We start from the raw sequence: 20794 nt of genomic DNA, 5'->3' as shown, positions 1-20794 counted from the left end.
TATAAAGTATTTAGACGAGGAAGAATACGACGCCTAGAATGATGTAGACCACGAGCAGCAGGAGACCTTCATACCAGTTGGTCGAGCCATCTTGGGTTATCGACTTCGTAATAAAGACGGCGACTCCGATTGCAGCAATTTCATATGTGGAAAAGACAATGTTCATAGGTGTTCCACTTACGAAGAAACTGACAAGTATAAGCACAGGAGCTACGAATAAGGCGATCTGCAACGAGCTGCCGATTGCTATTTCAACGGCTGCGCCCATTTTATTCTTCATGGCCATCATCACGGCTGCGCTATGCTCCGCGGCATTTCCAATGATGGCAATGAGGAATGCCCCTACAAACAGCTCTGATAATCCAAATCTATGGGTAACTTCTTCTAATGTACCAACTAACCATTCACTCGTGAAAGCTACCATGATTGTAGCTAGGAGTAGAAATAAAATGGAAGTTCCTTTGGACCACGCTGCCTCACCATGTTCAATGGCCTCATCAGAAAGTACACTTTTGTGTGTAACCATGGAGAATAGTAGCCAGAGCAAGTAGGCAACGATCAGTAATATGGCTACGATCATGCTCATTGTTGACGTTTCTTTGGTTGTCAATCCACCTGCGAAGATGGCTGGAATGAATAACGCAACAACCCCAAGAATCATTAAGGAAGAATTGTGTGAAGCAAGTTTTACGTTAAATGACTGTTCCTTAAACTTTAATCCACCTGAAAATATACTCAGTCCCAGTACAAGCAGCAAATTGCCGATGATGGCTCCGGTGAGACTGGCTTTGACGACATCGAACAATCCATCTCTAACTAAGAAGAACGCAATAATTAACTCAGCTGCATTACCGAACGTTGCATTGAGGAATCCGCCTACGCGCTCACCTGCATAGTGGGCAACACTCTCTGTCGCTTTACCTAGAAATCCAGCTACAAAAATGATCGCTATACAAGCAATAACGAATTGAAGCGTTGAATTCAGATGCATGTAATGAGCGATGCCTGTTGTAACGAAAGAAATGATTAACCCGATGTAGAACAATTTTCCCTTCAAAGTAAACCCTCCGACTCATTCTTTATTGGTACTTTTTGACTTCTTTTAATATACCTACTTTGGAACCCAATGTAAATTCGATTTGTCCGTTGTTGCTGGTTCTTGCTTTCATCTAGCGAACTTATTACAATAGATTTATACCTGTGTGGGGGGGACTTTGAGCTTCACTCAACAATGAGAGACTTTAAGCAAGCTTAAAGGTCATATATTATATATGAGGAGATGATCTGTATGTCCGAAGACAATCAAACCGGATTAATTCGTATTTCTGATGATGTAGTATCAACAATTGCAGGACTTGCAGCTCTGGAGACAGCAGGCATAGCGGGCATGTCAGGTGGTATCTCGGAAGGCTTAGCTAAGCGACTCAGTGGTAAGAATGTTCAGCGTGGTGTTTCTGTGGAGGTTGGACAAGTAGAAGCAGCCATCGATCTACGTGTTATCGTCAATTACGGTTCTCGTATTCAGGATGTATGCAGGGATCTCCAAGAAAACGTGAGAGAAGCTGTTGAAAATATGACAGGACTAACCGTGGTTGAGGTCAATGTCAAAGTGGAAGGCGTCGCGTTCAAGGAAGAAGAGACAGTAGACGATCCGCATCGTGTAAAATAGAAAAAAGACTCAATCGATTTCATTGAAATCGATTGGGTCTTTTTTTGGGTTTTGCATCTTCTTTGTGTGTTTGTTCCCGAGATATACTGAGCAGGATCCCCATACTGATGAGAGAGACCATCATGGAGGAACCTCCTGCTGAAATAAAGGGCAAGGTTACACCGGTCAGTGGAATGGATCCTGTAACGCCACCGATATTGATGACGGCCTGGAAGGCAAAAATGCTCATAATGCCAACTCCGGCTACCATACCGAATAAATCGGGACTGCGAACAGCGACGAGGATGCCACGCCATATAAAGAGCAGGAAAATAAGGATGAATATCGAACTCCCAATAAAACCAAACTCTTCTCCAATGATTGCAAAAATGAAGTCATTATGAGCTTCAGGTAAATAATGCAGCTTTTGAATGCCTTGACCGAATCCTGCACCCGTCAGTCCGCCGTGTCCGAATGCGAATAAGGATTGGACGACCTGATACCCAGTATCCGAAGTATCGGCCCATGGATCAAGAAACGAGGTTAGGCGGTTCACACGGTAACTGCTTGACGTATCTGCTGTGTTATTTTTTAGTAAGTAAATGGTAACAACCATAGTGCCGATTGCAGCAAGGCCTGTCCCTAAAAGGAAAATATGCTTAAGGTTGGAGCCGCCCACAATGATGACAATGGCAGAGCAGACTAGCAGGATCATACAGGAGCCCAAATCAGGCTGCAGCATGATGAGCATGCTGACAAATCCAACGATCACCAAGGCAGGGAGCAGGCCTTTCTTGAAATTACGGAACTTCTCTTCTTTATTACTTATGAGAGACGCCAAGTAAAGAATAACAATTAGTTTGGCAAATTCCGTTGGCTGAATGCCAAATTTACCTACATTAAACCAGCTGGCTGCACCATTTGCTTTTGAAGTGAAAATAACAAGAACGAGCAGCATAACAACAACAAAGAAAGCAGGAATAACTAACTTCTTTAGCTTGGTGTAGTGGAGGTTCATGCAGAAAAGCATGCCAACGCTTCCTAAGCCGACAGCTATCAATTGCTTCTTCGTAAAATACCAAGGGTCGCCCCATCGATAAGCACTCGTCATTGAGCTTGCACTGAAAACCATAGCAAGTCCGAAGCAAACGAGTACAAAGGTTAAAAATAGCAGCAGAAAATCCGGCGTTCCTCTTCGAGGGGGATTCATGCTGTTTCCCCGCCTAGTCTGCTAATAATTGCTGCAGTTGTGCTAATTTTTGGTTGGAAATTTTGAGAACCGACTCAGGGATAGGAGAGTTGTAATCCAAGCCATGCGGGAACGTTTCTTTACCTATGTACGCATCTTCTAAGAATAGGATTGCATAAGGAGATTCTAGTTTGCCGGATTCTACACGAGCATTTACACGTAAGAAATACACGGATTTGCTTGCTTTATCTTCCATTTTAAAATCATAAGTAGCACGCGTGTATTCCCACTGCCAACGCACAAAACCAAGTTTTGTCGTTACTTCATCCAGGTGAGCCAAATCACTTTTTAAGCCTTTTAGGCCAGTTGCTTCAATAATCAATTTTAACGCCTCCATATTGTACGTATGCATTCTTTATTCATGATAGTATGTTTCCAAAGGTTCTGCAAGTCGATAGCAACGTCAATTTTCTAATATTTGATGGCACTTTACAGATGAAACATGTTCATTTATTTGGTAGAATAGGTTCAATGACACGGCAAGCGTGAAAAGTTAAGAAACAAGGATGGGCGGGGGATTTTCCATATGAACGATTTTCAAGCAAGCTTACAAGCCAATTATGAAGAAATGGTTGCCTGGAGACGCTACTTACATCAAAACCCAGAACTCTCTTTTCATGAATATCGCACAGCTGAATTTGTGGCGAGCCATCTACAAAGTTGGGATATTGAAGTTCGCAAAAATGTAGGAGGCAATGGTATTGTCGGACTGCTCCGCGGCAGCAGCGAAGGTCCTACGGTTGCGCTTCGAGCAGACATGGATGCACTGCCTATACAAGATGAGAAGAACTGTACGTATTCTTCGCTCACGAAAGGCGTTATGCACGCTTGTGGACACGACGCACACACTTCAACACTGCTTGGCATTGCCAAGGTGGCTAGTCAGCATCGCGCTCAACTGAAAGGGAATCTGGTTTTCCTGTTCCAGCATGCTGAAGAAATTACGCCTGGTGGCGCTGATTCCATGATCCAAGACGGAGCTCTTGAAGGTGTTGATGCCGTGTTCGGCGTTCATCTCTGGACACCATTTCCTATAGGCCATTTTTATTCCAAAGCGGGTCCCTTAATGGCGGCACCCGACGAATTTACTATCCATATTCAAGGAAAAGGTGGACATGGGGGGTTGCCTCATCAAACCATTGACAGTATTTATGTAGCTTCTCAATTAGTTGTTAATCTCCAATCGATCGTGAGTCGACAAATAGATCCGATTGAACCATGTGTGGTTAGCGTTGGATCCTTCCACGGAGGCTCAAGCTTCAATGTCATAGCTGAAACGAGTGTGCTGAATGGCACTGTGCGCACTTTCAATGCGGAACTTAGACAAGATGTAAAGCAGCGCCTTGAACGGATCGTACATACCACTTGTGAGATGAATCAGGCTTCCTATAAGATAAACTATAAATTAGGTTATCCAACAGTTGTTAATGACGGGAAAGAAGCAGAGCGTTTCTTCAAAGTTGGCACCGAATTGTTTGGGTCAGAAGCCGTACACGAGTCCCCGCTTATTATGGCCGGAGAGGACTTTTCCTATTATTTGAATCACCGACCAGGTTGTTTTATGTTCGTTGGTGCAGGTAATGTTGAGGCTGGCATCGTACATCCGCACCATCATCCGAAGTTCGATATTGACGAGAAATCCATGCTAAATGCAGCAAATTTGTTATTAGGAATGGCTTTGGATTATATGGCATGAATGCCGTCCTTCCTTTGGAGAATGCTATAGAGGTAAGTTAACTCTGAGGAGGGATTATGGGACATGGCAGGTAAAACAGTGAGGGACATCATGAGTAAAGATTGCGTGACGGTTACTCTGCAGGATAATATTTACGAGATCGCTTTAAAAATGAAGAATCACGATATCGGATTCGTTGCCGTTGTAGAGGGCAAGAAGCTGATTGGTGTTGTAACAGACCGTGACCTTGTTGTTCGCGGGTACGCGGAAAAGCATTCTGGTTCTACAGCTGTCGAGAATGTAATTACGAAGGATATAGAGACAATAAGCCCAGATACTACTGTTGAAGAGGCCGCCAAAATGATGGCTAAAGATCAAATTCGACGGTTACCAGTAGTGGAGAACGGTGAGCTTGTCGGAATCGTAGCTATCGGTGACCTAGCGGTGCGCGGAAGCTTTGAGGATGAAGCTGGAGAAGCGCTTAGCAAGATTTCATCAGACAAAACACTCGTCGGCAGTAAATAATTAGGATCCACGTATAACAGAAGCAACCTGTTTTCCATTCTATGGAGAAGGGTTGCTTTTTTTGTCAGGAAAAAATGTTATCTTTACTACCGATAAGTGATGAGAGATAATGATAGCGAAAAGGGTAGGGGAGGTCACCATCTTAGAATGAATAAGGTCAAAGACAGCGCATTTATTGGTGTAATTATTCTAGACGCAGGTTGGCATTATACATATATCAACGAATATGCAGCAAAAATTTTAAATCGTACGCCTAATGAATTATTGGGTAAAGTCGCTTGGGCCGAATTTCCTGCTGCGATACGGTACGCTTGTTACGATCAATTCCATAAAGCCCTTAAAAATAAGGAAGAAGTTCATTTTGAAGAGTACATAAAATCGTCCAATCAGTGGATAAAGGTAAGTGCATATCCATTTGGCGGGAATTTGCATATTGCATTCCGCAAACCGGATTTTGCTGAAATTAGTTCATTGCTAGAAAGTGAGTATTATCTAAAATATACAGAGAATTTTCAAGATTTAATCACATTGACTTCCGTAGATGGTAAATTTCGATATCTATCCCCTGCTACTCATCCATTGCTCGGTTATGAAGTTGATGAAATGGTCGGTACTCGTATATTGACGTATTGTCATTCAGAAGACATAGAGATTTTGAAGAACATTTTTACGGACGAAAACTACTCGACTGTTGCGGACCAAGGGATGATCACCTGTCGTTTCTTGCATAAAAAAGGTTGGTACGTGTGGTTTGAGAAAAATTTCAAATGGATGTTAGATGAAGATGGTAAGAGAAGTCAGCTATTGGGTATTTGGCGCGATATTACAGAGCGTAAGCTGGTCGAGGAGCGTTTTGTGCAAGCGCAAAAACTGGGACAGTTTGGCAGCTTTGAGCGATATCTGACGGATGAGTATTGCATGTGGTCCGAGGAGATGTACCGAATACATGGTCTTGATCCCGTAGATTCTATGGATTTAAGCGAAGCTATTATGCTAATTGTGTCGGATGATCGCTATAAAGTAGCCCTTGCTTTTGAGACAGCGATTCAGGTTGGAATATCTGAAGTCGAGTACAGGGTTGTTCGCAAAGATGGAGAGGTGCGACATCTCAAATCACAAATCGAGCGCGTCCTCCGCGATAACGGTCGTACGGCTGTACGGGGGCTCATTCACGATATTACAACACATAAACAAATTGAAGCAGAGCTTAAAAGAAGCAAAGCCAATTTGGAAATTGCACAAGAAATCGCGGGATTGGGTCACTATGACTGGGATGTGATCAGGAATGATTTGTATTGGTCAGACGAGCTGTTTGTGCTGTTTCATTTGCGCCGTGAAGGTTTTGGGAATACAATAGAAGCCTTTTTTAATGCGGTTCATCCGGATGATACAGTTAAAGTGAAAGAGGCAATTCGTGATGCTCTGCATGGCGGTCTTCTAGATTTGGTGTATCGAATTATTGTGAATGAGAATGAGGTCCGCGTGATTCATACCATGGCCAAAACGACCTATGACGAATGGGGAAGGCCGCTGCGTCTATTTGGTACGGTGCAGGATATCACCATACAGAAACAGACAGAAGAGCTTCTTCGCAAAACGGAAAAATTGAATGTCGCTGGACAATTGGCAGCAGGTATCGCACATGAGATCCGTAATCCGCTTACGGCGCTCAAAGGATTTGCTAAACTGATGTGTCAAGCAAACGAAGAAAGCAAGCTTAGGTATTTTCAGATCATGCAGGAAGAATTTAATCGTATCGAATTGATCTTAGGAGAGCTTCTGATTCTTGCTAAGCCACAGGCTGTTGCCTTTCATCCTCATGATACCACAGCTATTCTTAGCGAAGTCATTGAACTGTTGAATACAGAAGCAATCATGAGCAATGTGATCATCGAACTAGATTGTGAACCGAATCTTCCTCTGGTTAAATGTGAGCGAAATCAATTAAAGCAGGTTTTCGTGAATATGATTAAAAATGCAATTGAGGCAATGCCAATCGGAGGCGGCCTGCATATATCTGTGAAAAAGGTTGCGGGCGGTGTAGTTCTTTATTTCGCAGATCAGGGAATGGGTATATCGGAGGAGCGGCTGCCGCGCATAGGGGAACCCTTTTATACGACCAAAGAGAAGGGAACTGGGCTCGGCGTAATGGTTAGCTTCGCGATTATTGATGAACACCAAGGACATATTGAATATCAAAGTAAGCTTGGCGTTGGCACCACTGTCCTTATCCAACTGCCAGCTTTTTCGTGAAAAAGGGAGGGACCGGACCAGGAAACTGGTCTTTTCTCATTTTGTCTATATCTTGTAACTGTCAAAGTTCGCAATAAGGTGGTCAATCTGCGACAAGATGCGGTCTTCTAAATATGCTACATTGATAACGTGTTCAATAATTGTGAAACTAACAAGAAAAGGTGATAACCATATGGAGAAAGTAAGGATTGGTATTATTGGTCTGGGCAATATGGGAACCGGACATGCCAAATACTTGGTGAATAATGAAGTGAAGGGTGCTCAGCTAACCGCTATTTGTGAGTTCAGAGCGGACCGCTTGGAATGGGCGAAAGAAAACCTAGGTGAAGGCGTCCAATTATTCGACAATCTCGATACATTCCTTACTTCGGGGACAATTGACGGTGTATTGATTGCGACTCCGCACTATGATCACCCAGATGTGGCTGCCCGTGCATTTAAAGCCGGACTCCATGTGTTGTGTGAGAAACCAGCAGGTGTTTATACCAAACAAGTTAGACAAATGAACGAAGCTGCGCAAGCTTCAGGCAAAGTGTTCAGTATGATGTACAATCAACGTACAAATCCATTATATAAAAAGTTGAAGGATCTGGTTTCTTCCGGAGAGCTTGGCGAAATTCGCAGAACGAACTGGATTATTACGAATTGGTACAGATCCCAAAGCTATTACGATTCAGGCGGCTGGCGTGCAACGTGGGCAGGCGAAGGCGGCGGTGTACTCATTAACCAGGACCCGCATCAGCTTGACTTGTGGCAGTGGACGATCGATATGATGCCTAAACGAGTTCGTGCATTTTGTTATTTCGGAAAGCATCGCAATATCGAAGTTGAGGACGATGTAACCGCATTCGTAGAGTATGAGAATGGCGCTACGGGCTTATTCGTTACAACAACGGGCGAAGCACCGGGTACGAACCGTTTCGAGTTGTCCGGTGACCGAGGTAAAATTGTGATCGAAGATGGCAAGCTAACTTTCTGGCGTTTACGCGTCTCCGAGAGAGAATTTAATGAAACCTACAAGGGTGGATTCGGCCAACCGGAGTGCTGGAAGTGCGAGATTCCAATTGAAGGGCAAGAAACAGGCCACAAAGGCATCACGCAAAACTGGGTGGATGCCATTCTACATGGCACGCCATTGGTCGCTCCAGGAGAAGAAGGAATCAAAGGTCTGATGCTATCCAACGCCATGTTATTGTCGACGTGGACAGACAATTGGGTAGACCTGCCGATTGACGAAGAATTATTCGAGCAGCATTTGCAAGATAAAATAAAAAATTCCACTGTCAATAAAGAGGCCGGTTTTAAAACACTTGTAGTATAAAAATATGAACACCCCCGCGCTAATGCGTAACATGGGTAGGATAGTGGAGGAATTCGGACATGCAGAAAAGCGATGGAATGAATTACGCACCAAAAGGGAAGCCGAACATTGTCGTTCAAAAAGGGGAGTTCGTTTTCGCAGCGATTGCCTTGGATCACGGTCATATCTATGGAATGTGCAATGGCTTGCAAGAAGCAGGAGCAGAGCTCAAATGGGTTTATGATCAGGACGCTGCTAAGGTAAAGGCTTTCGTGGAGAAGTATCCTCATGTGAAGGTAGCTGCGTCTGAGCAAGAAATATTTGACGATGCCGAAGTCAAGCTAATCGCTTCAGCTGCTGTACCTTCGGAACGCGGAGCGTTAGGTGTCCGTGCGATGGAGAATGGCAAAGATTATTTCACAGATAAAGCTCCTTTCACAACGTTAGATCAATTGGCTGCAGCCAAGGCAACTGTTGAAGCAACGGGTCGCAAATTTGCTGTATATTACAGTGAGCGTCTCCATGTGGAAAGTGCCGTTTTCGCGGGTCAGCTCATTGAAGAAGGTGCAATTGGCCGAGTCGTGCAGGTCATTGGTTTAGGGCCGCACAGATTGGGTCATTCGAATCGCCCTGATTGGTTTTTCAAGAAAGAAAATTATGGCGGCATTCTCTGTGATATCGGCAGTCATCAAATTGAACAGTTTCTGTACTATGCAGGGTGCAAGGATGCTACTGTTGTAAGCAGTAAAGTGGCGAATTACCATGCGAAGGATTATCCAGAGCTGGAGGATTTCGGTGACGCAACACTGATCGGGGACAACGGGGCGACAAATTATTTCCGTGTAGATTGGCTTACACCGAGTGGTTTGGGTACTTGGGGAGATGGACGGACGGTTATTCTAGGAACAGAAGGATATATTGAACTGCGTAAATATATTGACATCGCTCGCGATCCGCAGGGAGATCAGTTATACCTGGTTAACCAGCAAGGAGAAAAGCACTACAGCCTCCATGGACAAGTAGGCTTTCCTTTCTTCGGCCAGTTGATCTTGGACTGTCTGAATCGTACAGAGCATGCCATGACACAGGCGCATACGTTCAAAGCAGCAGAGCTGTGCTTGATTGCTCAGGCGAATGCAATCCGTGTGGAGTAGGCCTACACATTAACTGGACAAAAGCCTTCATGGGCATCGATAATTGCCTTTTGGCATGATAACACAGCTGTACGTTTAGCTTGAAATTCGGGTAGTCTAGCGGTAATATCGCTAGCTGCCCGTTTTGCGTTTCAGCGGTAACGGTCGTTTTGGGAAGCAAGGAAAGACCTAGTCCATGCATCGCGCATTTTTTGACTGTTTCATAATTATTGATTTCATAAGCTAGCGTATATTGGATTTGGTGTTTGCGCAGCATCTTTTCGAATAGATTGCGACAGCGGCTTCCTATTGTCGACATCAGAATTTCGCTGCCGTTTAAATCTTGTGGAACAATGGATGATTTGGCTGCTAACGGGTGATCCGGCGAGGCAATAATGACGAATTCCTCTTCTTGAATATTTTCAAATATCAAATCAGGGTCAGTTATGTCACGTTCAACAATGAACCCCATATCGCATTCGCCTGCTTTAAGAGCCCGATAAATATCATTCTCGACTACTTCGTTGATGGTGATCGTAATTTGCGGGTAGCGCCTCTTGAAAGCTCCTAAATACGGTGGCAGCATATATGAGCACATGGTTGTCTCATGTGTGCCAATGATAAAGCTCCCCGTTGTTTGACCCGCAACCGTAATCTTCGATTCCTCTACTAATTTGACAAGCTTGGAGGCATATCGGAGTAAAATGTCGCCGGCTGGTGTCGGTCGCATCTTTTTGCCGATACGTTCAAATATTTCGATCCCATATTCCATTTCCAGCTTTTGAATTTGGGATGTCACACTAGACTGAGCATAGCCGAGACTTTCACCCGCCTTCGTATAGTTTTGCCATTTGGCGACTTCAAGCAGTGTTTTATACAAGGTAAGATCCATTCTAGTCGCCCTCCAATCATCACTTTTTCCGATGGTTACGATCATTTATTATAGATAACTCTGGGAGTTCTTGCCATGGTAAAATCGTTCTCAACCAAAGGATAGGGGGAGTTACCATGTGGAATCTATACGAAATAGAGAAAAGATTTGAGCAGCATATAAGAGAAATAGAAAAGCGTTCAAGAAGGGCCCATTGGTACGAAAAGAAGGAGAGAAGGGGGGTTCGTTCCCTACCGATTGCTGGCGTGCTATCTGTACTTGCTTTGGTAGTTATCGGTTATTTCTTGGTATCAAATGCTTTATCATAATCCTTCCATAAGCCTTTCTTCTGATTACGGGCTGTTTCTTGATCTTTCTTAAAGGCATCCACGTACTTGACGTTCGGAGGATATGTAGCCATCCGCGCATACCCCTCTTGAACAAGGGTACGGTTAAACAGTTCTTCCCCGATCCATACGTAAACGAGCCAGCGATCATATTGATCCTTTTTATCTACATCAAATTCAAGCTCGACGGTTTCCTTCTCCAATCGTTTCTTCGTATAAGCACTTGCTTCTTTTCCATAAAACATAACCGGTGTATTAGGTTTCTTCGTTTCCGGTGTGTCCACACCAATTAATCGAACCTTCTCTTTCTTCCCTTTCATTGTGACCTCAAGCGTGTCACCGTCCACGATACGTTCCACTTTTACACGCTCTCTGCCAGCTACAGCTGCGGGTTTACTCCCACAAGCAGTCATCAAGATAACTAAATTAAGCAGCAAAGCAAGAGAGATTTTCCATTTGCGCATGAAGGACCTCCTAAGTAATTCGTAACATCGTAAGCATTTCTTTGAGTATGTTTTAGACGTTAGCATGGTGGGGATGTTTAAATCAAGTGCTTTCCTTTCATACTAGAAAAAAAGGAGGCAGCACATGATTGCCATGGATCCTACCCGTCCTCTGATTGTACAGAGCGATTTATCGATATTAGTTGAAACGAATCACCCAGAATTTGAAGCTGTAAGGGGGACGATATCCCGTTTTGCGGATTTGATCAAAAGCCCAGAGCATCTCCATACGTATCGGATTACGCCATTATCGCTATGGAATGCGTCAGCTGCTGGGATGCCAATAGAAGAAATGTCGGACTTTTTGCAGCGGAATGCCAAATTTGGTGTCCCTACCGCGGTACTGAGCAGCATTCGGAAATATGTGAAACGGTATGGCATATTGCGTATGAAGAATGTCGGAAATGAGCTCTATTTAGTTAGCGATGATACGGTTGTGTTGAAAGAAATTTGCGCGTACGATTCGTTGAAGAGGTATTTAGAGGATACCCGCGGAGAGCGCGCTATTGCTATTTCTCCGATTTCACGAGGTATCTTGAAGCAAGAACTTATCAAGCTGGGTTATCCTGTAGAAGATTTGGCCGCTTATCGCAGCGGTGAATTTCTTCCGATTCAGCTTCGGAATGAAGATACGATGGAAGCGCCTTTCCAGCTGCGGGATTACCAAAAACATGCTGTAGATGCTTTTAACCGTGTCGGAGAAGGCGGCAGCGGTGTGTTGGTACTTCCCTGTGGAGCAGGGAAGACGGTGGTCGGCATTGCCGCGATGGCCAAGTGCAACTGTGCGACATTGATTCTGACAACCAATGTTACTTCGGTAAAGCAGTGGAAACGTGAGATTTTGAGCAAAACAGGCTTGGCGGAAGACCAGGTAGGGGAATATAACGGCGCTACGAAGGAAGTAAGGCCTATTACGATTGCGACATATCAGATTTTGACGCATCGTGGGAAGAAAGAAGACGAATTCTCGCATATGCGGCTGTTCAGTCAGAGAGACTGGGGGTTGATTATTTATGATGAGGTTCATCTTTTGCCAGCCCCCGTTTTTCGGGCTACAGCCGAGATACAAGCGACTCGCAGACTCGGATTAACGGCTACGTTAATTAGGGAAGACGGTCGAGAAGAAGACGTTTTCTCGCTTGTGGGACCGAAGAAATATGATATGGCATGGAAAGAGCTTGAGTCAAAAGGCTGGATAGCCAAGGTAGCCTGCAAGGAAGTACGAGTGCCTCTATCGGCTCATGATCGGGATCGTTATGGAGCCTCGGGAGCTAGGCAGCAGTTCAGGATCGCTGGAGAAAACGCCGCTAAGCTAGACGTTATTGACCACTTATTGGGGCTTCATGCTAATGAACAGACGTTAATCATCGGCCAATATATTAGTCAATTAGAGCTCATCGCTGCCCATACCGGCGCGCCCATGATCAGCGGCGGAGTAGCGCATGATATCCGAGAAGACCTATACGAACAATTCAAGAAGGGTCGGCTGCCTCTCCTTATTGTATCCAAGGTTGCCAATTTTGCTGTGGATCTGCCCGACGCCGTCGTAGCCATTCAGGTGTCGGGTAGCTATGGTTCGCGGCAAGAAGAGGCGCAGCGGCTAGGTCGCATCCTTCGCCCTAAGAGCAGCGGCACTAACGCTGCTGTCTTCTATTCTCTGATTAGCGAGGATACGAAGGAGCAGGATTTTGCTATGAAAAGGCAGTTGTTTCTAGTTGAACAAGGCTATCAATATAGCATAACGAGTTGGAATCAAGAGGCGAAATGACGAGAAGGAGCACAGAATGAAATTTCAACATTTGGATAGCAAAATGCCCCGAGAACTGAGACAGCTCATTATGGAACAAAAATGGTGCTCATCTTTCCTGGAACAAGGCGTGGCATTACCTGATTTAATGACTGATCAGAAGTACCTTGCGGAGTTGAACCGGCATTTGTCATTGGATGAAAAGCATACTCTGCGTCTCATCGTATCCGCATTCGGCTGTGAACCGTTTACAAGAGACGCGTTGGAAAAGCAAGGAGCTCTTCGTATGGCGGGTGCGCAAGTCGCGCTAGGCCTTGTAGGGCTTAGAAGAGCGGGCATTATTGGTGCCTTTCGCAAAGCATGGGGGGAGCAGCTTTTTATCCTGCCTGAGGATGCTTTTGCAGCGTGGCAGATGTTATTATTTCCGTCAGATCAGCTTCAAACAACTAAAGAGGATATGGTAATTGAGCAGTTGGAAGCCGGGGACTTAGAGCAATTAAACGCATCAGTTACAGCAGTACCGTTTAACCCTAGAGGCTTGGCCCAGCAGCTGTTTCATTTTCAGGTGGCTTGTATTCAACAATCATCTCTGCCTCTCACGAACAAAGGGACTTTACATAAAAAACAGCTGCAAAAGCTAACAGAATATCTAGCATTGCCTAATGATATTTTACGCTCTGCTGGGCTTAATTACGCATTTAGAGACGTTTATGACGAACCTGCCGCGCTAATGATTGAAATGGCTATTCGCATGGGTTTCCTTTCTATTCATAGCCAAGGTGACCGTTACCTCTTCAATCAGACGGCCTTTCTAGGATGGCTTCAGGACTCTTACGACAGCCAGCAAGGGCAATTATACCAGATATGGCGTCAATTGTTGGTTCCTGCGCCTGTCTGGCTTGAACATGGCATATCATTGATGGAGAGAGGAGAGTTCGGGCAATGGTATGATGTGGACGTTATCGTAAAAGGAATCCGTTCTTGCTGTTCCCTTGGGGGGCAGGTAACGGATGAATCATCACTTCGAAAGGCTATCATGACCACTTGGATAGCTCCTTTGTCTGTTTTCCGTTTCATAGAGTTGGGTACCGACAAGGAAAATCATATATGGTTTCGGTGGTTAATAACGCCGATACAAGAGGTCTTACACTATAAGGATAAGGACTTCAGATCGTTAGAAACGTATGTGGATGTGAGTCCTTCGCTTTATGTGCAGCCGGATTTCGAAATATTGCTCCCCCCTGATGTATTTCTTCGCACAGAATGGGATATCGCGGCTTTCGCTGATCTCCAAACGACAGATCTTGTTCGTACCTATCGGGTTACCAAAGAAAGCTTCTACCGTGCTTGGGAAAAGGGGATGAGCAGTGAAGAAATGATTCGCATCCTGCACGAGAATGCTCTTTACGAAGTACCTGCACATATAACGATTACTTTACAGCAATGGGGAGAGCAGGCCGGTAAGCTGTATATCGAAGAAGTAACGCTGCTTCGCTGCCGTTCCGAGGATATAGCCGAGGCCTTGCTTAGAAACGAGAAATGCTTGCCACTTCTTGGGGAGCGCGTTGGCAGCTCAGACTTTATTATATTGCGTGAACATCTTACAAAGCTCACGAAGTGTCTTGAGAATATGGGGTTCCATCCAAGAAGCAGCCGAAAAGACGAGATGCCAGCGAGTTCCAATGACTTGATTTCGTCCGAAAATCAGACAGGCGGCCTTTGTTATTCACGGGATACCATACAGCTCTATGAAATGGATACCCACTTGCCGGAGCAGGACGAATTGTATCCGGATATGCAGGATATTCCTGTAAGCTGGATTAAGGAATTTCGTGAGTATCACGGCTCTACTCGCAAAGAGATGATCCGCAAAGCTATCGAATGGAAAAGCGTTTTACAGCTTCGAAAAGAAGGACGAAATCGCTTTATCATCCCCCGAATTCTGCGCGAAGAACGATCGGGCTGGATATTGGAAGGACTGGAGGAATATCAGGAGATTTCTTTGGTTAGCGAGGATTGGGAGGAGATGAAGCTTATTTTGCCTGGTATTAATGATGAAGGTGTTTATACGTAGGTTAGCATTAGTCATTGAGCAAATGGACGAGGATTTTGTTGCAAAGAGAAAAGGAAGAAACTCTTGGGGAACTGTGGTATAGTAGAGATGTTATATATTTTTTGAGAGGAAGGATGTTGATCTTAGTTATGTTACAAACATTGGAAGCAGAAACAATAGATATGTCGGCCGTTCTTATGCAGGCCTATGACATGGGTGATATGATTAATTCCTCTGCTGAAGTGGCAGATTATTTATATTGGAAGATCGCTGTAGAGAACAGCGCGGAAGTGCGGGATCTTAAAGCGGTTTTCGCCAGAAAAAAAGATGCTTTCGAGGAATGTGAACGCTTCGGGCATTACCACCCAAGCTATCATGAAGCATTAGCCGCGGTGAATGAGATTCAGGAGAAACTGCATGCTGTTGAAGCGGTGCGTAGGTTCAAAGAAGCTGAGGACCGTTTGGACGATTTGCTGTTTACAGTTTCCACAACGATCGCGCATGCGGTCTCCGATACGATTAAAGTTCCAAGCAATAATCCACTTCCAACTGGCAAAGGCTGCAGTTCCGGTGGAAGCTGCAGCGGGAATTGCGGGTAATTACTAAAGCTGGAAATCGGGGCGGATGATTCCGACCTCGGTTCCCTGCCAGTTATGAATGGTAGGGGTATGATAGGATGCAAGTTCGCTTATTTCGGATTGCGAAAGCAAACTTAGCTGCTTCAAAGCTTCGACGACAGCTGGATACAAGGCCCGAACATTACCGTCTTCGATCTTTAAGACGAAGCCTAGTCCCTGTTCTGGAATCGTGATGGCGAAGATGCCTTCGGCTCCCATCTTGCCGATGATACGGCCCTTGGTTACCTCGATTAATCGCGTATCGAAGCGGTCGCTTCCCGCGAGGAATTGAGGATATTTTCGCACCGCGGCGACAATTCTTTGGCAAGCGTTTGCACGTGCTTGCGGCAATTCGTCAGGTCGGCCTAATCTGGCGAAGGCAAGTGCCAGTTGGTCGATTCTCATGCCGAATACGGGCACACCACAACCGTCAATTCCGAGCTGCATTAACGGCTTTGGCACGCCGGTCATGGCGCATACTGCCTCGAGCATAAGCTGTTGAACAGGATGCTGGATGCTCATGTAGGTATCCGGCGATGCACCAAGGTGTGCGCTAAGCGCTAGCATCCCCGAATGTTTACCCGAGCAATTGTTGTGCAAGGTGCTCGGGGATTCTCCTCGCTCGCGCATCGCCTGTGCGGTCGGCGCGTGGTAAGGTTCATGAACACCGCATTGCAGGTGCTCTTGATGGTAATCGAGCTTGCCCAGGATACCCTGGGCAGTGCTCACGTGCTCAGCTTCCCCGTTGTGGGAAGCGCAGCATAGGGAGATTTCGGCATCGGTGAGGCCGAAATGATCAGCCGCGCCGGATTCAATCACCGGCAAGGCTTGAATGAGCTTCGCCGTCGAACGGGCGAAGGTGAGCAGCTGCGGGTCGCCTGCTTGATACAGCAGCGTCCCCCCAGCGTTAACGACCGCGAGGTGGACGCGGTGAATACTTTCTGTTATGCTTCCACGGAATATGCGGACAATGGTGTCAGAAGGCTTCATGTAGTGGGTTCACTCCATACTAGGATTATTGAAAAGAGGTTGCAATCATGATGATCGAGCGTAGCGGATTAATCATTTGGGTAAACGATATCAAAGCCGCGAGAAACTTGGAACGGTTCGGTTCCCTTCATTACATATCCAAGAAAATGAATTATGCCGTTCTTTATATACATGCCAGCAAAGTAGAAGAGACAACACGGAACCTTTTGAAGCTCCCGTACGTCAAGAAGGTAGAGAAGTCTTACCGTAACGAAATTAAAACCGAATACAGTAGTGATGTGCCGGACAAAACTAGATTTTACACCCTTTGAGGCTGCAGTGCAAAACGAAAGCTTCGCAAGAAGCTTTTTTTATTTTTTGAATTTTTAGAAAATAAGCATTTTTTCATGATTTCACAAATATTTATTAATAATTTTATATATTCTTTCATGGGAAAAAAAGTTATAATCAAGTAAAATATAACTTACAGGCAGATAGGGAATAGGTACACGGTCTCATTTTAGTAGGAAAGGGGTTGTGATCATGAAAGACAAGGTGATGGGGAGATGGAGTACTTATGAACCATTCTTCGTACAGCTGGGTGACAAGAAAGTGGCGGACGTCGTGATCACGAATCATGCGAAGCTGAGATGGAGTGATCGTGTTTCTAGCGAAAACAATTCACTCGAGGAAATTTGCGCTTTTCTGTGGGAAAAGCTTAAAAATGATAGCATCGTCCCTTATTATCGCAATGAAGAAGACGTTTATCTCATTGATGATGACCTTGTTGTTGTTGCCGAATTTTCCCATCTGGAGCATGAAACCGATCTTGTGGGTAATCCGCTTCACAAAATGATTATTGTTACGTTCCTTGGGAAAATGTCGGAAACGATGGAGCTTCGTGATTTGAAGTCTTATTATTCTTGGCTTAGACACTCACGTCGTATGACATTGATCAAGAACAGTCGTAAGCGTCGATAACCGAATAGGTTCCTTAACTGGAGTGTGTCGATGACGGCATGCTCTTTTTTGTGTCTTAATGGACTGTGTGCGTGCGATTTCATATAATGGAAACAAAGAGAGGCGGGTTTACATGGCACTTAATTTTCATCAACTGCATATTTTCTTTACCGTGGCGGAGAAAGGCAGCTTCTCTCATGCGGCGGGAGCCCTACATATGACACAGCCTGCGGTGACCATGCAGGTTCAATCATTGGAAGATTATTTCGGTGTCAAGCTATTTCACCGCAGCACCAAAAAGATCGAGCTGTCGGAAGCGGGACGAGCTCTGCTGCCTTTTGCTAAAAACAGCATTGAACTTATCCGTGAGACTGATGTTGCTATGTCCAAATTTACGAAAATGATTGAAGGGCGGCTGCAGTTGGGCGCCAGCTTAACGATGGGGGAATACATTTTACCTCGCCTGCTTGGACCCTTCAGCAAAGACTATCCTAACATCTCCGTATCGATGAAGGTGATGAATACGACTCAGATTTTGGACGAGGTTCTTGGCCATCAGCTCAATTTCGGACTTGTCGAAGCGCCCATTCATCATCCGGATGTCCATACTGAAGCGATTCTAAGTGATGAGCTTAAGCTCATCGTACCTGCAGACCATCCGCTAGCCGATATGGAGGTTGTAACCCTGGAGGAGCTGCTGAAATATCCGTTTGTTCTTCGAGAGCAAGGTTCCGGGACGAGAAGAGTGATGGAAGAGGAGTTCGCGCGCTGCAACATGGATTGCTCTTCCATGAGGATTGTGATGGAGTTAGGCAGCACAGGCGCTATTAAATCTGCTGTTGAAGCGGGCTTGGGTATCTCTATTCTTTCCCAGTCGTCCGTCAAGCATGAAGTGACGCTAGGCCTCTTTAAAGTGAAGCAGATCGAGAACATTGCCTTCGAACGCAGCTTCTATGCCATTTATTTGAACTCTACATTGCTGCCTATATCAGCAGTAAGCTTCATGACCTTCTTGCGGCAAGAGGATTTAAGCCGCTTTCTTTAAAATTTTACATAATCTACAGTTCGATTAATGATGAGCTCATAAATGTCATTTACGATGAAGGAAGGGAATAGAAAATGTCTGCAAGAATAGAAGCGGATTTACATACACATACGACAGCTTCAGATGGAACCCAGCGCCCTGCGGCTAACGTTCAAATGGCTTTCGATGCAGGATTAGGCGCCATAGCTATCACTGACCATGATACGGTCTCAGGTGTCGCGGAGGCGCTCTTAGCGGGGCGTGAGCTCGGCATAGAGGTCGTGCCAGGAGTAGAAATCTCCACGGTTGCGGGTGGGCAGGATATCCACGTGCTAGGTTATTATATTGACATTCATAATGAGCAATTTCTTCAGAGACTGGCGTCTTTGCGAGAAACGAGAGATACTCGCAATAACATGATTATTGAACGACTACAGCAGCTCGGACTAGACATTACAATGGCGGAAGTGCTGCGTGAAGTTGAGAATATTAAGAGTAAAGGCGACACCGTTGGAAGACCTCATATCGCTGCGGTACTGCTGAATAAAGGCTATGTGAGCTCAATTAGCGAGGCTTTTGACCGGTATTTAGGGACTGGTGCTGCCGCCTATGCCAATCCGCCAAGGATCGAGCCGGCAACGGCGATTAGGTGGATCCAAGAAGCGGGGGGAAAGGCCGTCCTCGCACACCCAGGTATTTACCATGATGATGCCCTTGTAGAAGCTATTATTCATCAAGGCTTGGATGGTATTGAAGTTTATCACTCAGATCATACCCCGGAAGAAGAGGCGAAATATCTCACCCTTGCTCAGCGCTCCGGGCTTCTTATAACCGCTGGTTCTGATTTCCATGGTGAACGAGGCGGTGTCGTATTCCACGCACCTATTGGTTCGAGGCGAATAGGAATCGATGTTTTGCAAAGCCTTAAGCCAGAGAAGGAGCAGCATACATGAAGAAAATTCGCAAAGCTATTATCCCTGCAGCAGGTCTGGGAACTCGGTTCCTGCCAGCTACAAAGGCGCAGCCCAAAGAGATGCTGCCTATCGTTGATAAACCTGCCATTCAATATATCGTCGAAGAAGCGATTGAATCTGGCATTGAAGATATTATTATTGTCACTGGACGCAATAAACGCGCAATTGAAGATCATTTCGACAAATCGGTTGAACTTGAGATGATGCTGGAGGAAAAAGGCAGTACGCAGCTTCTCGAAATCGTGCAATCCGTTTCGAATTTGGCCGATGTGCACTACATTCGCCAAAAACAGCCTCTTGGACTTGGTCACGCGATTCTGTGCGCCCGCAAATTTATTGGGGATGAGCCATTCGCGGTTCTGCTTGGGGATGATATTCTCCAATCCTCGCCTCCAGGACTTAAGCAAATGATGGACATATATGAACAAGCCGAAACGTCCGTCATTGCTGTGCAAGAAGTGCCTTGGGAAGATGTAAGCAAGTATGGTATCGTCTCCCCCTCAAGCAGCCTGGACAAGTACCAGTTGATCGAGGATCTGGTAGAGAAGCCGGACCGTGATCAGGCACCTTCGAATTTAGCCGTTATTGGGCGGTATATCATCATGCCGGAAATTTTCGGCATCTTGGAGAGACAAGAGCCTGGCCGCGGCGGTGAAATTCAATTGACCGACGCTTTGCGTGTACTCAACAGGCAGCAGCAGATGGCTGCCTATCTGATGCAGGCTAAGCGCTATGACGTTGGGGATAAGATGGGATATATTGAAGCGACCATCGAGCTTGCCTTGCAGCGTCCGGATTTACAGGACCAAGTAAAAGCCTATCTATTATCTCTGATTCGTCAGTTGGAATTGAAATAGAGAAATGCGATGAAACTTGGGAAGTTGGATGGACATGGTTATTTCATAAAAAAATAACACAAAAGAACCTAGCGGGTTTCTCGCTAGGT

The 20794-nt window shown here is 45.4% G+C and carries 20 protein-coding genes; 14 read left to right on the top strand and 6 right to left on the bottom strand.

Going from position 1 to position 20794, the window contains the following annotated elements; all coding sequences use genetic code 11:
- Window positions 1-10: 10 nt before the first annotated feature.
- A complete protein-coding gene (gene cax, locus ASG85_RS01540) occupies window positions 11-1057 on the bottom strand; it encodes a calcium/proton exchanger (RefSeq protein ID WP_060645186.1) in 1047 nt (348 codons plus the stop codon).
- 231 nt (window positions 1058-1288) lie between these two features.
- On the opposite strand from cax, the gene ASG85_RS01535 reads away from it, so the two are divergent.
- Window positions 1289-1669 (top strand): Asp23/Gls24 family envelope stress response protein, encoded by a 381-nt coding sequence (locus ASG85_RS01535; RefSeq protein WP_060645185.1) that lies wholly within the window; start codon window positions 1289-1291, stop codon window positions 1667-1669.
- A gap of 19 nt (window positions 1670-1688) precedes the next feature.
- On the opposite strand, the gene ftsW is transcribed toward ASG85_RS01535, so the two are convergent.
- Both ftsW and ASG85_RS01525 read right to left on the bottom strand, forming a co-directional pair.
- Window positions 1689-2858 (bottom strand): putative lipid II flippase FtsW, encoded by a 1170-nt coding sequence (gene ftsW / locus ASG85_RS01530; protein WP_060645184.1) that lies wholly within the window; start codon window positions 2856-2858, stop codon window positions 1689-1691.
- A 13-nt stretch (window positions 2859-2871) separates the two neighbouring features.
- Window positions 2872-3219, bottom strand: coding sequence for a YugN family protein (locus ASG85_RS01525; RefSeq protein ID WP_057303521.1), 348 nt, complete (start codon window positions 3217-3219; stop codon window positions 2872-2874).
- Between the two features lie 204 nt (window positions 3220-3423).
- Between ASG85_RS01525 and ASG85_RS01520 the strand changes: the two genes are divergently transcribed.
- From ASG85_RS01520 to ASG85_RS01500, 5 genes are all read left to right on the top strand, one after another.
- Entirely contained in the window at window positions 3424-4593 is a 1170-nt protein-coding gene (locus tag ASG85_RS01520; protein WP_060645183.1) for a M20 family metallopeptidase, read from the top strand.
- A gap of 63 nt (window positions 4594-4656) precedes the next feature.
- Window positions 4657-5097: a CBS domain-containing protein gene (locus tag ASG85_RS01515; RefSeq protein ID WP_060645182.1), complete on the top strand. Its 441-nt coding sequence runs from the start codon at window positions 4657-4659 to the stop codon at window positions 5095-5097.
- A 147-nt stretch (window positions 5098-5244) separates the two neighbouring features.
- Window positions 5245-7350, top strand: coding sequence for a PAS domain-containing sensor histidine kinase (locus tag ASG85_RS01510; protein ID WP_060645181.1), 2106 nt, complete (start codon window positions 5245-5247; stop codon window positions 7348-7350).
- Between the two features lie 172 nt (window positions 7351-7522).
- On the top strand, window positions 7523-8671 hold the full coding sequence (locus ASG85_RS01505; protein WP_060645180.1) for a Gfo/Idh/MocA family protein: 1149 nt from the start codon (window positions 7523-7525) through the stop codon (window positions 8669-8671).
- Between the two features lie 59 nt (window positions 8672-8730).
- Entirely contained in the window at window positions 8731-9804 is a 1074-nt protein-coding gene (locus tag ASG85_RS01500) for a Gfo/Idh/MocA family protein (RefSeq protein WP_060645179.1), read from the top strand.
- Here the strand turns inward: ASG85_RS01500 and ASG85_RS01495 are convergent.
- Window positions 9749-10675: a LysR family transcriptional regulator gene (locus ASG85_RS01495; protein WP_060645178.1), complete on the bottom strand. Its 927-nt coding sequence runs from the start codon at window positions 10673-10675 to the stop codon at window positions 9749-9751. The two genes, ASG85_RS01500 and ASG85_RS01495, sit on opposite strands and share 56 nt — an antisense overlap.
- A 277-nt stretch (window positions 10676-10952) precedes the next feature.
- Complete coding sequence (locus ASG85_RS01485; protein ID WP_060645176.1) at window positions 10953-11465, bottom strand: thermonuclease family protein; 513 nt, start codon at window positions 11463-11465, stop codon at window positions 10953-10955.
- 124 nt (window positions 11466-11589) lie between these two features.
- Between ASG85_RS01485 and ASG85_RS01480 the strand changes: the two genes are divergently transcribed.
- The 3 genes from ASG85_RS01480 (at window position 11590) to ASG85_RS01470 (ending at window position 15903) form a co-directional block, all read left to right on the top strand.
- Window positions 11590-13272 carry a DNA repair helicase XPB gene (locus tag ASG85_RS01480; RefSeq protein WP_060645175.1) on the top strand — a complete coding sequence of 561 codons (1683 nt, stop codon included), beginning with the start codon at window positions 11590-11592 and terminating at the stop codon, window positions 13270-13272.
- A 16-nt stretch (window positions 13273-13288) separates the two neighbouring features.
- Window positions 13289-15325, top strand: coding sequence for a helicase-associated domain-containing protein (locus ASG85_RS01475; protein WP_060645174.1), 2037 nt, complete (start codon window positions 13289-13291; stop codon window positions 15323-15325).
- A gap of 128 nt (window positions 15326-15453) precedes the next feature.
- Window positions 15454-15903: a YlbF family regulator gene (locus tag ASG85_RS01470; protein WP_060645173.1), complete on the top strand. Its 450-nt coding sequence runs from the start codon at window positions 15454-15456 to the stop codon at window positions 15901-15903.
- Window positions 15904-15906: 3 nt separating this feature from the next.
- Here ASG85_RS01470 and ASG85_RS01465 read toward each other — a convergent pair whose 3' ends face one another.
- Complete coding sequence (locus tag ASG85_RS01465; RefSeq protein ID WP_060645172.1) at window positions 15907-16911, bottom strand: asparaginase; 1005 nt, start codon at window positions 16909-16911, stop codon at window positions 15907-15909.
- Between the two features lie 47 nt (window positions 16912-16958).
- Here ASG85_RS01465 and ASG85_RS01460 point away from each other — a divergent pair, with 47 nt between their 5' ends.
- The 5 genes from ASG85_RS01460 to galU all read left to right on the top strand — a co-directional run bounded on the left by ASG85_RS01460 (window position 16959) and on the right by galU (window position 20705).
- On the top strand, window positions 16959-17222 hold the full coding sequence (locus ASG85_RS01460; RefSeq protein WP_057303533.1) for a YlbG family protein: 264 nt from the start codon (window positions 16959-16961) through the stop codon (window positions 17220-17222).
- A gap of 211 nt (window positions 17223-17433) precedes the next feature.
- Window positions 17434-17871 (top strand): hypothetical protein, encoded by a 438-nt coding sequence (locus ASG85_RS01455; protein ID WP_029195611.1) that lies wholly within the window; start codon window positions 17434-17436, stop codon window positions 17869-17871.
- Between the two features lie 112 nt (window positions 17872-17983).
- Entirely contained in the window at window positions 17984-18895 is a 912-nt protein-coding gene (locus ASG85_RS01450; RefSeq protein WP_057303534.1) for a selenium metabolism-associated LysR family transcriptional regulator, read from the top strand.
- Window positions 18896-18969: 74 nt separating this feature from the next.
- Window positions 18970-19827: a PHP domain-containing protein gene (locus tag ASG85_RS01445; protein WP_057303535.1), complete on the top strand. Its 858-nt coding sequence runs from the start codon at window positions 18970-18972 to the stop codon at window positions 19825-19827.
- On the top strand, window positions 19824-20705 hold the full coding sequence (gene galU, locus ASG85_RS01440) for a UTP--glucose-1-phosphate uridylyltransferase GalU (protein ID WP_060645171.1): 882 nt from the start codon (window positions 19824-19826) through the stop codon (window positions 20703-20705). The genes ASG85_RS01445 and galU overlap by 4 nt, the downstream gene beginning before the upstream one ends.
- Window positions 20706-20794 lie beyond the last annotated feature (89 nt).

Source organism: Paenibacillus sp. Soil724D2 (assembly GCF_001427935.1).
In the GTDB taxonomy this organism is placed as follows: domain Bacteria; phylum Bacillota; class Bacilli; order Paenibacillales; family NBRC-103111; genus Paenibacillus_E.
The sequence above is the reverse complement of the archived record's forward strand: the minus strand, read 5'-3'. Positions and strand labels throughout refer to the sequence as shown.

Coding starts and splice junctions, on each gene's coding strand:
- ASG85_RS01535 (WP_060645185.1), top strand. CDS start 1,289: ATGTCCGAAGACAATCAAACCGGATTAATTCGTATTTCTGATGATGTA.
- ftsW (WP_060645184.1), bottom strand. CDS start 2,858: ATGAATCCCCCTCGAAGAGGAACGCCGGATTTTCTGCTGCTATTTTTA.
- ASG85_RS01520 (WP_060645183.1), top strand. CDS start 3,424: ATGAACGATTTTCAAGCAAGCTTACAAGCCAATTATGAAGAAATGGTT.
- ASG85_RS01515 (WP_060645182.1), top strand. CDS start 4,657: ATGGCAGGTAAAACAGTGAGGGACATCATGAGTAAAGATTGCGTGACG.
- ASG85_RS01510 (WP_060645181.1), top strand. CDS start 5,245: ATGAATAAGGTCAAAGACAGCGCATTTATTGGTGTAATTATTCTAGAC.
- ASG85_RS01505 (WP_060645180.1), top strand. CDS start 7,523: ATGGAGAAAGTAAGGATTGGTATTATTGGTCTGGGCAATATGGGAACC.
- ASG85_RS01500 (WP_060645179.1), top strand. CDS start 8,731: ATGCAGAAAAGCGATGGAATGAATTACGCACCAAAAGGGAAGCCGAAC.
- ASG85_RS01495 (WP_060645178.1), bottom strand. CDS start 10,675: ATGGATCTTACCTTGTATAAAACACTGCTTGAAGTCGCCAAATGGCAA.
- ASG85_RS01485 (WP_060645176.1), bottom strand. CDS start 11,465: ATGCGCAAATGGAAAATCTCTCTTGCTTTGCTGCTTAATTTAGTTATC.
- ASG85_RS01480 (WP_060645175.1), top strand. CDS start 11,590: ATGATTGCCATGGATCCTACCCGTCCTCTGATTGTACAGAGCGATTTA.
- ASG85_RS01475 (WP_060645174.1), top strand. CDS start 13,289: ATGAAATTTCAACATTTGGATAGCAAAATGCCCCGAGAACTGAGACAG.
- ASG85_RS01470 (WP_060645173.1), top strand. CDS start 15,454: ATGTTACAAACATTGGAAGCAGAAACAATAGATATGTCGGCCGTTCTT.
- ASG85_RS01465 (WP_060645172.1), bottom strand. CDS start 16,911: ATGAAGCCTTCTGACACCATTGTCCGCATATTCCGTGGAAGCATAACA.
- ASG85_RS01460 (WP_057303533.1), top strand. CDS start 16,959: ATGATGATCGAGCGTAGCGGATTAATCATTTGGGTAAACGATATCAAA.
- ASG85_RS01455 (WP_029195611.1), top strand. CDS start 17,434: ATGAAAGACAAGGTGATGGGGAGATGGAGTACTTATGAACCATTCTTC.
- ASG85_RS01450 (WP_057303534.1), top strand. CDS start 17,984: ATGGCACTTAATTTTCATCAACTGCATATTTTCTTTACCGTGGCGGAG.
- ASG85_RS01445 (WP_057303535.1), top strand. CDS start 18,970: ATGTCTGCAAGAATAGAAGCGGATTTACATACACATACGACAGCTTCA.
- galU (WP_060645171.1), top strand. CDS start 19,824: ATGAAGAAAATTCGCAAAGCTATTATCCCTGCAGCAGGTCTGGGAACT.